The sequence below is a fragment of the Moritella sp. genome (assembly GCF_033791185.1).
GTDB lineage: Bacteria > Pseudomonadota > Gammaproteobacteria > Enterobacterales > Moritellaceae > Moritella.
In genome coordinates this window covers 1-12,839 of the sequence record NZ_JASJHF010000020.1, presented here as the reverse complement: position 1 = coordinate 12,839, position 12,839 = coordinate 1, and the positions used below count along the sequence as shown (strand labels likewise).

The 12,839-nt window shown below is 41.8% G+C and carries 14 protein-coding genes; all 14 read right to left on the bottom strand.

Annotated features, from left to right (window positions below; genetic code table 11):
• Positions 1-2,207: hypothetical protein (locus QNK26_RS01400; RefSeq protein ID WP_319220468.1), on the bottom strand; the 2,207-nt coding region annotated here is incomplete at its 3' end.
• Positions 2,194-2,847, bottom strand: a complete 654-nt coding sequence (locus tag QNK26_RS01395) for an outer membrane lipoprotein carrier protein LolA (protein ID WP_319220467.1) — start codon at positions 2,845-2,847, stop codon at positions 2,194-2,196. The genes QNK26_RS01395 and QNK26_RS01400, both read right to left, overlap by 14 nt.
• A gap of 16 nt (positions 2,848-2,863) precedes the next feature.
• Entirely contained in the window at positions 2,864-3,304 is a 441-nt protein-coding gene (locus tag QNK26_RS01390; RefSeq protein WP_319220466.1) for a thioesterase family protein, read from the bottom strand.
• Between the two features lie 53 nt (positions 3,305-3,357).
• Positions 3,358-4,905 carry an aromatic amino acid ammonia-lyase gene (locus QNK26_RS01385; RefSeq protein ID WP_319220465.1) on the bottom strand — a complete coding sequence of 516 codons (1,548 nt, stop codon included), beginning with the start codon at positions 4,903-4,905 and terminating at the stop codon, positions 3,358-3,360.
• Positions 4,906-4,918: 13 nt separating this feature from the next.
• Positions 4,919-5,863 carry an acyltransferase gene (locus QNK26_RS01380; protein WP_319220464.1) on the bottom strand — a complete coding sequence of 315 codons (945 nt, stop codon included), beginning with the start codon at positions 5,861-5,863 and terminating at the stop codon, positions 4,919-4,921.
• A gap of 7 nt (positions 5,864-5,870) precedes the next feature.
• Positions 5,871-6,608 carry a glycosyltransferase family 2 protein gene (locus tag QNK26_RS01375; RefSeq protein ID WP_319220463.1) on the bottom strand — a complete coding sequence of 246 codons (738 nt, stop codon included), beginning with the start codon at positions 6,606-6,608 and terminating at the stop codon, positions 5,871-5,873.
• The gene (locus tag QNK26_RS01370; RefSeq protein ID WP_319220462.1) at positions 6,608-7,048 is read right to left on the bottom strand and encodes a hypothetical protein; all 441 of its coding nucleotides are present in this window, start codon (positions 7,046-7,048) and stop codon (positions 6,608-6,610) included. Before QNK26_RS01370 ends, QNK26_RS01375 begins: the two co-directional genes overlap by 1 nt.
• On the bottom strand, positions 7,041-8,453 hold the full coding sequence (locus tag QNK26_RS01365; protein WP_319220461.1) for an AMP-binding protein: 1,413 nt from the start codon (positions 8,451-8,453) through the stop codon (positions 7,041-7,043). Before QNK26_RS01365 ends, QNK26_RS01370 begins: the two co-directional genes overlap by 8 nt.
• A gap of 3 nt (positions 8,454-8,456) precedes the next feature.
• Complete coding sequence (locus QNK26_RS01360) at positions 8,457-9,089, bottom strand: hypothetical protein (protein ID WP_319220460.1); 633 nt, start codon at positions 9,087-9,089, stop codon at positions 8,457-8,459.
• A 74-nt stretch (positions 9,090-9,163) separates the two neighbouring features.
• Positions 9,164-9,415 (bottom strand): acyl carrier protein, encoded by a 252-nt coding sequence (locus QNK26_RS01355; RefSeq protein WP_319220459.1) that lies wholly within the window; start codon positions 9,413-9,415, stop codon positions 9,164-9,166.
• A gap of 13 nt (positions 9,416-9,428) precedes the next feature.
• Complete coding sequence (locus tag QNK26_RS01350) at positions 9,429-9,692, bottom strand: phosphopantetheine-binding protein (protein WP_319220458.1); 264 nt, start codon at positions 9,690-9,692, stop codon at positions 9,429-9,431.
• Positions 9,685-10,458, bottom strand: coding sequence for a lysophospholipid acyltransferase family protein (locus QNK26_RS01345; RefSeq protein WP_319220457.1), 774 nt, complete (start codon positions 10,456-10,458; stop codon positions 9,685-9,687). Before QNK26_RS01345 ends, QNK26_RS01350 begins: the two co-directional genes overlap by 8 nt.
• Positions 10,451-11,266 (bottom strand): beta-ketoacyl synthase chain length factor, encoded by an 816-nt coding sequence (locus QNK26_RS01340; RefSeq protein WP_319220456.1) that lies wholly within the window; start codon positions 11,264-11,266, stop codon positions 10,451-10,453. The genes QNK26_RS01345 and QNK26_RS01340 overlap by 8 nt, the downstream gene beginning before the upstream one ends.
• 220 nt (positions 11,267-11,486) lie before the next feature.
• A complete protein-coding gene (locus QNK26_RS01335; RefSeq protein ID WP_319220469.1) occupies positions 11,487-12,557 on the bottom strand; it encodes a class I SAM-dependent methyltransferase in 1,071 nt (356 codons plus the stop codon).
• Positions 12,558-12,839 lie beyond the last annotated feature (282 nt).

Below are 12,839 nucleotides of genomic sequence, written 5' to 3'. Positions count from 1 at the left end.
GCCAAGGCAAGGATCAGCAGCACTGCTAACAAGTTAAATATATTAAGATGGCCTAAGCTCAGTTGCGTTAATAACAACGCGCCACCGGCACTCAGCACAATACTTAACAAGCCCAATAACCCTTGCGTTAAACCAAAGCGTAAACACAAGACAATCGTAACAACCAATATAGCTCCCGCAAACAGCAAGAATAACGCTTGGCGATAATGGCTTAATGCTGCAGTCACTTCCGCAGGTTTGTTATCTATGCTCATGTCTGCTTGCGTTGCAATCCACTGCTGTAAATCGCTATTTAGCGCGACCCCTGAAGTTTCAACCCAGAGTGCCGATTTATAATAAAAGTTACGATTGTCAGCATTGCGATTATCTACATTGCGACTGTTATTTATATTACTGCTGCCATCATCCGTTTGATATTGATAAATGTATATTGATGATAACGCCTGCAGTGGTCCGACATTGAATTTTGCCAGTGTCAGCGGCGCAAAGTCATCGACCGCATCAACTAAGCCTAAGGTGCCGAGTCCCAAGGCAAAATGCTGTTGCTGCTCAGCTTGTTTCAACAAGGTATTATTACTTTGCTGTTTAGCCATTGATGGCAATAAACTGGCTATACTTTTCACCGTTAGATCTGGCTGAGTTGCTAACTGAGCTAACAAGGTTTCTTGGCGTTGCAGTAAGGTTTCACTGTCATCTGCGCTGATAACAATACGCTGACTGTGCTGGTAGCCCATGAGCTTCGCCATGTTGATCTCATTATCAATCAAAAATGCCGGGCTGGAATTAAGTAAGCGAATATCATCATTAAAATTAATCTCATGAATGGCCACTGCACTGACTAAACCTATACTCAACACCACAAATATCACTCGGCGTTGCAGGTGTAAACGGCTTAACCACATATTCAACTTGTCCGTTAAGATCCACACACTAGGTGTAACACTAATTTTGCCACTGAGGTTTAAATACGGCAGTAATAACAACACAGTTAACAGTGCGCCAAATAAACCGAAAATCATGAATACCGCCACTTGGCTAAGCAAGGATAATGGCGACATGATTAACGCTGCATAACCCAATGCCGTGGTAATAAAGCCCAGACATAACGCCATACGAATCGATTTAATGCCACCAGTGGTATTTAAGCTGACAAAAGCATGAAAGCAGTAATCAATGACAATACCAATTAAGGTCACAGCGAAAACTAACGTAAGTAAATGCAGTTGATTGAATAAAGTAACGACCGCGGTTAAGCCATAAACCACCGAGATGGCTAATACCAACAGTGCTAAGTTAACCGGTTTGGCACTGCGAAATACCGCTAAGATCATCAATAACACCGCGAGCAGTGAGATAACGCCAAACGTCGACATTTCAAATTCAGCTTGCTGACTTGACTCTGCTGTATGAAACAATACCCCGCTATAAAGTACATCGACATCAAACTGAGTAGACAATTGTTGAAATTGTGCTTGTAATTGCTGCGAAAAAACTTGAGTTTGTTTAACCGAGAAACCATCAACATCAACCTTAATCGGCATGATGTAATGTTTTAAGCCGTCTTGGTGAACGACTATGATGCCCTGCTCGGTTTCAAACGATTGTAATTGCGCGAGGCCTGTCGCTAAGAAGTCAGCCAAATTTAAGCGTGGGGCAATCGCTAAACTGCCGCTGACAAATGGGTCGCTCACTTGAGTAAGCTTGCCCAGCACAAAGTTATTAATCGCTTGAGGGTCAGTTAACAAGGCTTGATAGTCCGTTGTCATGACGCTATCACGATAAGGTTGGTAAAAATCAATCACCTCATTAATAGCTGGTACTTTCATGGCTTCGTTTTCAATACCATCAAAGGTAGTGATCGTTTTAGCTAGTTGCTTATAAGCGGGTATTGCCTGTTCGCCAGAAATTGCCACCAGCACCCGTTGATTGGCTTGTTGGAATAGCGCTGATTTGGCTTGGTTGATATCTTGTTTCTGACTAGCCTCTGTTTGACTAAATTCTGCTTGATTGTCATGAGGCAATAACGACAAGATATTGGTCTCTATCTGCCATTGTCCCCAACCGAGTTGGTAACCCGCTAACAGCAATACCGCGAGCAGTTGCAATAGGTACAACTTCAAGCCACGCTTTTTATGACTGCTTTTGCTACTGCTTTTACTATCATCGCGCTGGCTATTGCTGTTAGTACTAAGATTAGAGTTGTTCACGGATGGCCTTTGGCAGTTCAGCAACCGCAGTCAAACTAAGTGCTATTTCGGTACGATTACCTGATGTTTCAAACAACACTAAATGCTCAACCGTGTCTTCGCCGCACAATTCAATAACGCGCATCACTTTGGCTATTGTCTCGTCTTTTGGCGTCAGTTCAATACAGGTTTGGCTGGTAGATGCTGTTTTTGTTAATGCTGTATTTGTGGATGATGCAGCTAAGCTAAATTGACTTTCTAATGCAGCAAGATCGCCAGATAAGGCACTCATAAGTACAGCCGCGATCGGCGTGGCATTTTTTATTTTGGTCTGCTGCTGGCGATGATCTATGCTAAAGAGTCCATCGTTTTTAAGCAGCATAGTCGACACCACTGGCTTACTGGTATGCCACACAAACCCCAATGATTGGTCTAAATACAGCTCACCTGTTGAGATCACCGGATTTTTGAGTACCGTGAAATACTTGTTTTGCACGAATTTGCCACTGGCTATCGTCAATGGTTTAAACTGCGACAGTAGATCTAGCGTCGCAGTTGATGTAGTGGCTGTGCTACTTGGGATTAAGCCCTTTACATCATCAGCCGCAAACACATTACTCGCCAATGATACTAACAGCAGTACTCGTAAGCAATTCCTCATCCAATTATCCATCCAACTACCCATTCAACGAGCCATCCAACTCGCCCTTTAGCTTGTCAGTAAAAGCTGCAGGTGTAACAAATTGCAACTCTTGGGTTGCTAAGTCTACCGCTAACTGCACCGTTGATGCTTTGGTTAACTTCTTCCCCGTTTCTACACAGGTAACCAGATATTCCATTTTCAGCCGCGATTCAACTTCAACCAAATGCGCATCCACTTGTATCTTCTGGGCATAACGTGCAGAAGCAATATACTTCACGCGCATATCAACAATTGGCCACACGTAACCTGATTTACTCATATCTTCATAATCGTAATTCATTTTACGTAACAACGCACTGCGCGCGACTTCAAAGTAACGGGCATAATTACCATGCCAAACCACATTCATCGGGTCGCAATCGTGAAACGGTACGTCAATAATAACGGATTCTGATAATAAACTGTTTTTGCTCATTTTATTCTACTTCCTTATTCCTACAATCGCATTTTCAGCCTTATTACTTTGGCTTACTGATAGAGCGACCAACGCTGAGTTTGAATGGCATCAATCGTAAAGCGTAATAGACTTTCCATCGGTCGGTCTTCAACTAACGGCTCAAAGAAGCTACAAATGTCGTTATACATATCTTGCACTGGCATTGGCAAGCTAGCTAAATCTAACTCTTGACGTTGAATACGAATACGTAGACCTTGTACTGTCGCCAATAGCGTCGTCGCTAATACTTGTTCAGTTAATTGTAAAACCCGCATCGCATCACGCGAAGCGATTGTACCCATGCTGACTTTATCTTGGTTATGACATTCAGTCGAACGTGAGAACACACTGGCAGGCATGGTTTGTTTTAATGCTTCGGCGGTGTATGCTGACGCGCCAATTTGCATGGCTTTGAAACCGTGGTTAATATAACGGCGTTCTTCACTACTCATAGATAAGTTTGATGGTAAGCCATTACTGTATTTAGTATCAACCAAACATGCGAGCTGACGATCAGCAAGGTCAGCTAAGTTCGCCACTGCGGTTTTCATGCTATCCATCGCCATCGCAATATGACCACCGTAGAAATGTCCACCGTGTAATACGTGTTCACCAGGCCCGTCAATGATCGGGTTATCATTAGCAGAGTTCAGCTCGTTCTCAATCATTTGACGGAACCATGGCAGTGAATCTTGTAATACCCCAATAACGTGCGGCGCACAACGAATCGAATAACGATCTTGTAAACGATCGGCATTACGTGGGTGCTCTGCGTGGTTCAGATCATTACGTATCCAAGTTGCAACTTGTTGCTGACCAGGGTGCGGTTTAACCGAGAATAAGATCTCATCGAAATGATGACTATTACCTTTAATCGACAGGCTCGCCATCGCGGTAATACGCGCGGCCAGTTTGGTGGCATAGTTAGCACGATCGAATGCTAAACAAGCCACAGCAGTCATAACAGCAGTACCGTTCATGATTGCTAAACCTTCTTTCGGTCGCAATACCAATGGGATCAAACCCAGTTCGCGCATCACTTCACCACTGTTGCGGATCTGGTCTTTATAATAAACATCACGCTCGCCAACCAGTGCGCCAGCAACATAAGAAAGCGGGGTCAAATCACCACTTGCGCCTACCGATCCTTCTTGTGGGATAGCAGGGATAATGTCGTGTTCTAAATAGGCCGCTAATAAGTTCAGCATTTCCCAGCTAACGCCGGAGTAGCCTTGCGCTAATGAGTTTAGACGCGTTGCTAAAATAGCACGGCCTTCCATCGTGCTAAATAACTGACCTAAGCCACAACCGTGAAAACGGGTTAAATGCAATGGTAATTCATTCACTAAACTTAGCGGCACTTTCACTGTTACAGAATCACCATAACCTGTGGTTACACCATAAATCACACCATCTTCTTTTAATAAGCTATCTAAGAAGGCTAACGCAGAATCAATTTTATGGCTTAATTCCGGTGCATCACTGATGCTGACATGCTTCTGCTGTTTGGCAATTGCCACGATATCTTCAATCGATAAACGTGATTCGCCAAACTTAATTGTTGCTTTCGTGTTAGCCACTGACTTCTCCAAACTATTTCTTACGTTCTACTTTATGGTCTTCTTGCCAAAAATCAAAAAAGTTAAACCATTGATACGGATACTGCAGACAAAAGTGTTCTAACCTTTGTGCATATTGATTAATTAACTCGCCAATCTCGGCTTGTCTGGTTTTACGGGTAAACTTTAATTGGTCTGCCACATGTTCGAAAATAAGCTGGTATTTGTCACCGTCTTTTAAACAAAACAAGTAATACACAGGGCATTCAAGTAACGATGCTAAAATAAATGGTCCTTGTGAGAACGGCGCTTGCTGACCTAAAAAGTCGGCGTAGACTACTCGTCCAGGGGTTGTGGTGCTGGTTCTGTCACCAACAATGACCACTTTCTCACCCGCTTCAACACGCTGTTTTAATAAGATAGCCAGATCAACACCAACATCTTTTACTTGAATAAAGTTGACGTTTACATTCGGGTTAATCTTTTGCATTATTTTATTAAATTCAACCGCATGATGGGTAAATACCAAAACATTTATACGGCTCTTATACTTGCCCACACTTAAGGTACGGCATACTTCTAAATTACCTAGGTGCGAACCGATAAATACCGCGCCCTGCTCTTCTTCAAGTAATTTCCTAAATTTATCATCATAGTTATAATTAACTTGATCCATGGTGATCTTACCTGTCCAAGCGTCGATCTTATCAAATGCACCTTGGGCAAACGTATAGAAATGCTTGATGCCTTCGCGGTGACCCGGTCGTTTAGGCCAACCTTTACGCTCAGCAATTTTAGCTAAATAATTTAATGATGCTTTTTTGCTTTCGCCACCAGTGAAATACAAATACACAATGACTGGGTAAAGGATAATCGATAAACCAGTACGACCTAGCATACGGTAGCAAAACAACAGTATTTTCATACCTAGATAGGTACCGCGCTCTTGCATTTTTGACCAATGAACTGTGGCTGTCATCTCGCTGTTATTTCCTTAATTTACGCAATAATAACTGCGGTAAACGTTTTAACATGCCAAATACTAAACGCGTATGCATCCATGAAATAGCCACATTATCTTCCCAGATACGGAAATGTGATACGCCATTTTCAGGATAATCCACCTTGGTTGGTAAAAATGTGGTATTCACGCCATCCCAATATAAACGCACCACGACCTCGGTATCAAATGACATGTATTGCGCCATGTTTTCATTCTTAGCAAGCACGCTCAGCGTTTCAGCCAGAGGATACACTCTAAACCCACACATGGTGTCTTTGATATCAAATGATAACGTTTCTATCCATACCCAAACATGCGTGAAATAACGCGCGTAATAACGATGTTTAGGAACAGATTCATTATAAATAGGCCGACCACTGATTAATTGATGAGGTTGCGCCCGTGATAATGCCACCAGCTTGGCAATATCAGTAATATCATGTTGACCATCTGCATCGACTTGAATTGCATGCGTAAAGCCCATGCTATTTGCATATTTCAATCCCGTATGTACCGCAGCGCCCTTACCTTGGTTATGCTGATGATTAACTAAGGTGACGTAGCTGTATTTATCCGCCAGTATTTGCATAAACGCAGCATGCTCTGTATCGCTACCATCATTAACCATGAACACGGGTAAATTGTAACTGGCCAAAGAGGCTAATAAGGTATCAATGACCAAGACGTGGTTATAGTTAGGTATAACGATGCAATAACTCATTATTGAATTTCCAAACTGACAGTTTCAGGGGCTTGAGCAAAAATTAATCGACCTGATGAATGTGATTTAATCGTCTCGGATTGATGTAGTTGCTCGACAGAACGGTAGCTAAACAGCACTTTTTCGGCCGTTTTCTTGGTTAATGTCAGCACCACATCTTGACCCGGTAAGATCATTTCTTGAAATTTCAATACTTGTATATCCATTACCTCGCCAGTACTCATGTTCAAATACTGCTTGGCATATTCTGCAGCCCAGTGTAATTGCACTACACCGGCTAAGATTGGCGCTTGATCGAAATGCCCATTAAAATAGTCCAAGTCGGAGGGGATATGCAGAGTTAATACCACGGTATCATCCAGGCCTCCAGAATTAAGAACATCCGTGTTAACAAACTCTTTATTCAGAATATCTGCATTCACTTTTACTAATTCAGTCAAACAATTTCTCCAATTCCTTGATTACTAATTTACCTTGCGAATTAAACGGCATTTGTACTGGATAACGCCATTTTTTAGGTAAACAGATACGTTCAAACTCACCGAGTAAATGGCGCTTTAAACTATCGTTCAAGGTTTTTTTACCTTGCTCAGTAACTAATGTTTGCCCTGCTGCTGATAGTTCGACAACAGCCGCTAAGATTTGTTTCTTGGCGCCCTCAAATACGATAATACGCACCTCATTAACCAATGCATGTTGTTGTAAACAGCGTTCCATATGGTCGAGGTTAATACGCTTTTCTTCGTGTTTAACAGTGCGATCTGCACGGCCTAACATTTCAAAATGTCGGTCATCAATACGCTTAACACGGTCTTCTGTTACATAATTTACATCGTTAATATACGGTGAGGTTAATATAAGCTGAGCGGTTTCAGGCATAATAGCATAGCTGATATCAGGGAAAACCTGCCATGGACTCGCTGTTGATGATTGGCACTGTCGCCATGCTATCCCACCAGTCTCGGTGCTACCAAATACTTCGATTGGCGCTTGTGACAACTGTGACAACAACAGTTGGGCCGTTGCAAAAGGTAAAGGACCACCAGAACTAAACACTCCTTGTAGCTGGGCTTTATTCGCCATTAACACATTATCCATACTCAGGCGCTTTAAGTGCGCAGGACTTGAGATCAATAATGCAGTTTGGGTTTCACCATCGGCTAACTCTTCACTTAATTCTTTGGTTAAAAACTGACTAATATGTTCAGGGTATTCAAAGGTATCATTTACAATGGCTAAGCCTGACTTTAAGGGCAATAACAACTTAAATAACAAGCCGTAGATATGCTGATGGGACACGGTACTTAAGAGTATATCTGTCGCGTCTAAACGTGGCCTAAAGGTATTGATGAGTACATCCACTTCACAATTAAGCTGAGCGAACTGCTTTACAATCGGTTGAGGTTGACCGGTTGAGCCAGAGGTAAAAAAGGTAACTTTAGAGGCTAAAGCGGTAAACAGATCCGCCCTGCTTGGTAATGTCTTAACCGATATACCCGGATCAGGGTGACTACCATTACTCGTTATAACCTTGGTGATATCAATAGTATCAAGGCCGTCAACATTAATATCACCGAGCGCAGCCTGACATTGTGGCGCCATATGCATGAGCGTTTGCTGCTGTGCATTTGGCGGCATGACAATATGGCGACCTTCGAGTGCTAAGGCAAAAAAGCCCACAGCAAAGTGATAGCTTGATTGATGAAACAGCAATACACTGTCAGCATCACTTTGAGAAACACTCAATCGAGCATGACCAATATCAGCACTAAACTGGTTAAAGCTAACAGCCAGTTCATTGATATAAAAACAAATATCACGCTGATTTAACGACGCTTTAGTCATTGCTTACACTTCCTTTTCGGCATTCTTTTCAAGTTCCAGACTCTCTAACTCAGCGCTTTTCGCCAGTTCCAATTGCACAGCTCTTCGTTGTATAAACAAGCGCACGATAAACTCAATTCCAGCCAGACTACCAATCAAAATATAAGCAATAAAACCGTTATAAAGCGTCCACACTTTAAAGGAACTATATAGCGCCGTATACAATGAAATACTGGCATTAATAATGAAGAAACCACACCATACCAAGGTTACTTTACGAATATAACTTAGCGCATGCTCAGGTAGATTCGGATCTTGTAAACGTGCGAATGTTTCAATCACAGTGGGCGGTTTACAGTACGAATAAGCAAACACAGCGAACATGGCAAAGTTGACCATCAGCGGATATAGCTTAAAACCAATATTAGTATCGGTAAATAACGAGATGATGATCGCCAAGCCTCCCAGCGCCGTCGCCGGTAACAACCATGGCATTTTATTCAATGCCCCGCGCAGCATCACTAAACGACAGAGCAGCAAGGCTAATAAAACCAACGCAAGCCAAAAAGGACTAATATAATTTAGTCCTAAATATACACCAAAGGGATACAGCAATAAGCATAATCCCAACAGCACCGTCGCTATTTTTTTCAGCATTTTTTTTCAACAAATCGTTTTTTCAACATGGCGTCTTCAACATGTAATGTCGTGATGAACTAAGCAGCCTGCGATTATTTCGCTAACGTTAATTTTTCTATTTCGTTAACAACATCTTCGACTGTACGTACTAATTTGAACACTTCTGGTTCAATTTTTTCATTGGTGATGTCGCGTAGTTTAATCACTAAATCAATGGCATCAATACTGTCTAAATCTAAGTCAGTGTACAGGTTTGCACCCATATTAATGTCGTCTGCTTCGATTTCAAATTCTTCAACTAAGATATCGGCTAATGTTTGGTAGATATGTTGTCTTGATTGCATGGAAAATCCTTACTTAAGCCGTAGCACGAGTCTGAGTAATGAATGCACTAAGTGCGTCAATTGATGAGAAATGCTGTTTGATCTCGTCAGAGTTTGCATCGATTTTGATGTTGTAATGTTTCTTTAGGATCAGACCTAATTCCAATGCATCAATACTATCTAAGCCCAAGCCTTCAACAAACAATGCATCCGCATCATTGATATCTTCAACTGTCATATCTTCGAGGTCTAGTTCAGTAATAATAAGCTGTTTAAGCTCAGTTTTTAATTCAGTCATGGGATTGTAGTTCCTGTTTAAAATAACATTCAAGTTCACGACAATAATGGCGAACTTGTTTACTCATGGGTATTTCTGCGGCAATTGAGATTGCGGGGACATCACGCGTCAATTGCAACATGAATTTGGCTTTTTCAGTTGGAATTTGATACCAAGACTCTGCTTTAGTTAATGTACTTGGCGTCACCTTGATTAATACCGCGCTGACAGGTACCTGACAGCGCAAGGCGATATTAGCAGCACCACGTTGAAAAACTAGGTTTTTACCCGGTACGGTTCGCGTTCCCTCTGGGAAAACAATCAGATTATTACCTTGTGCTAAGGATAATTGACAGGCTTGAAGCAAGGCTTCAGGATCAGCGTTACTGATATAACCCGCGTTTTTAATCACGCCACGAATAAAGGGATTTCTAAATAAATGTGCTTTCACCACACAATCGGCATTCGGCATAATAGAAAGCAAGACCACCACATCAATCAGTGATGGGTGGTTGGCAAGAATTAATTGCCCTTGTAACTGAGCCAGTTCAGCGCGGTCGCGTAGATCAAATTCGAAGATACGGGTAAACGCCATAGTGGCAATAAAAAATCGAAAGCTATAATGAACAGTTTTACGCGCCGTCCGTTTTTGTGCTTGCTCACCACGGATGCATAACTTTTGTATCGGGAATACCAACAACGTCAGAATTAAACCACCAACGCCAAATAAGCTAAAACAACTCGCGGTCGCCAATAAACGCCAAAGGTAATTAACAGGTTTAAGCATGTGCAGCGCTAGCACTTAAATCACAAGTCCAAATATGACGTTCAGAGCCAAAAACATGGCGTTCTGAACTTCCTGATAGTGTAGAACTGGTTACTGTCTTTTCAAACCAATCCATAAAGCACAACGCTGCAGGTAGACTCAATGCCAGCGGGTCTTGGCTATTTATAATCGGTTCAGCTAGCGCAGAGAAACTCAGATCGATGCTAGCTTGTGTGGTTGCGGTTGGTGCAAGCGTAACCAGTATTGAAACCGCATGGTCCACTTGTTGCTCATCTTGAAACGATGAATATAATTCAGGTAATTCACGGTCAACATGCACAATCAGTAATTTGTTATGAGTACGGCCAGATTTTAGTCGCGCATAAGCATCAACAAACGCATAAAAGAAACTATCTTTACCGGCTGATATGGCGTTAATCGCTTGCTTATTTTGCTTTAAAATACTGTACAAACCGGGAACGGCATTGTGTACCGAAGTACTGAATGCGCTAGGAGATATATCCTGATTAGCGGTTAACTCGGTCAGTAACTCCGCAGTTTTATGTAAATCACCATGACGACTGGAGAACACGATATCAACTTGTCCTGAGACTTCTGATTGTGCTGACGATACAGAGGGAGCAGACAGCGCCTGTTCAGCAGTATACAGTGCTATCTTAGCAAAAGGGCTTAAACGTCGGCGTTGCATTGCTGGTACAAATTCTAGTTTTGGCCAAAGCGATGATTTCGTTTGTGCTTTCTCGGCAAGGTTGGCTTGTTCAGGGCAAGAAGTAGACCAAGAGCTAATACTTTCTATATATAACTTCAATGGTTTCTCCTAATAACTACTATGGCGACTATATATCTGTCGCCATAGTAGTTAATCATCAATAACAAATCAACCGCTAAATATTAAAGTCAATAAAAATCAACACCTTACATGAGGTTGTTTATTCTATTTCATAAGCTAATACTTGCTATTCGATGGTAAATTCGACAATAATAACGCTTACTTTGGCTTACAAAAAAGTTCAATTGATTTTATGCTGTTATTTCTTCTTACAAGCAAGCAGTGTATGACCCAGACCTAAATCGTCCGTGTCTTGATCTACATACAAGCCCGCCTCTTGGATCAAGCGCATCATGTCTTTTGAGTGATACATACGGCTATTGCCATTTGCCATCGCAGTAAAGTAAATAGATGTGGCGTTAACACAATAAGCACCCGCCTCATAAGGTTGCCTATCCCAATACGTTTCTAAGATATATAAACGGCTGTCAGCAGTCATTACCGCAGCAGCACGTTTAAGAATACTCAAGATCTCGCTTTTACTAAAACAATCTAAAAATTGGCTCATCCAGATAGTATCGGCACCGTCAAAGAAAGTACGACTTTCATCGAGTAAATCGGTTTCATGGCCATGCACACGATTGCCAACACCTGCAGCCTTGGCATTCGCCAGTGCCACATTAAGCTGGCCAGGCAGATCCATAATAGTCACATTAATATCAGCATCATGCTTAGTGCACGCTAATGACCATTTACCGGTATTGCCACCCACATCTAAGATATGTTTTGGCTTGTGTTCAAATAATAATGCCAGTACTTCAGGAAAGGCATGATCAGAATAGTAATGATCAAACTCAAACCAACTGCGCTTTGCTTCTTCTGGTAGTTGGCTTAGACCCGGATAAATGGTTTGCCAATCACCGAATACTTTTAATCCTTCAGGTTTCCCGGTCTCAATGGCTTTATCTAAATCAAACAAACCTTGGTAACAAACATGATGCGTAAAATCGAGATTCTTTAACGCCATGTCATCGTTCAGCAAGAAGTCACCGACTTTATCTAGAATAAAGTGGTCTGCTTGTTGCCATACCAAGCCCATGCTTAATCCCATATCAAGCAGTACACTGATGCCATATTCACTGGTATCCAACTGACCCGTCAATGCCGCTAAACTAATACCTTTATTACCCGCGTCGTCTACTGCTTTTAAAATACCAAATTTTAATAAACAGCGCGCCACCTGAAAAGCCACAGGTGCGAATGCGATTTTTTGCGCCTCAAATTTAGCATTGAACGCTGATATTTCAGCGGGTTTATCATAAAACGCCATCATTACTCCGTGAATGAACTTTACTTTGTTATTTGAATTCAATAAACAAACAGTTCTGCATGTAAATTACAGCAATAGTCTAGCTTATTTTGATTGTCTTTTTCCGATTAAGATCATAACCAAACAAAAAATGAGTCATCGATGGGGATGCTAAATGAAATGAAAAATAAATTATTACGGGGAATAAAAACCAAAAAAGCCTGCTTATATAAGCAGGCTTTTTAATATGGGGCGACTGAAGGGGATTGAACCCTCGACAACCGGAATCACAATCCGGGGCTC

Coding starts and splice junctions, on each gene's coding strand:
- QNK26_RS01360 (WP_319220460.1), bottom strand. CDS start 9,089: ATGCTGAAAAAAATAGCGACGGTGCTGTTGGGATTATGCTTATTGCTG.
- QNK26_RS01390 (WP_319220466.1), bottom strand. CDS start 3,304: ATGAGCAAAAACAGTTTATTATCAGAATCCGTTATTATTGACGTACCG.
- QNK26_RS01380 (WP_319220464.1), bottom strand. CDS start 5,863: ATGACAGCCACAGTTCATTGGTCAAAAATGCAAGAGCGCGGTACCTAT.
- QNK26_RS01350 (WP_319220458.1), bottom strand. CDS start 9,692: ATGACTGAATTAAAAACTGAGCTTAAACAGCTTATTATTACTGAACTA.
- QNK26_RS01335 (WP_319220469.1), bottom strand. CDS start 12,557: ATGGCGTTTTATGATAAACCCGCTGAAATATCAGCGTTCAATGCTAAA.
- QNK26_RS01365 (WP_319220461.1), bottom strand. CDS start 8,453: ATGACTAAAGCGTCGTTAAATCAGCGTGATATTTGTTTTTATATCAAT.
- QNK26_RS01375 (WP_319220463.1), bottom strand. CDS start 6,608: ATGAGTTATTGCATCGTTATACCTAACTATAACCACGTCTTGGTCATT.
- QNK26_RS01345 (WP_319220457.1), bottom strand. CDS start 10,458: ATGCTTAAACCTGTTAATTACCTTTGGCGTTTATTGGCGACCGCGAGT.
- QNK26_RS01355 (WP_319220459.1), bottom strand. CDS start 9,415: ATGCAATCAAGACAACATATCTACCAAACATTAGCCGATATCTTAGTT.
- QNK26_RS01395 (WP_319220467.1), bottom strand. CDS start 2,847: ATGAGGAATTGCTTACGAGTACTGCTGTTAGTATCATTGGCGAGTAAT.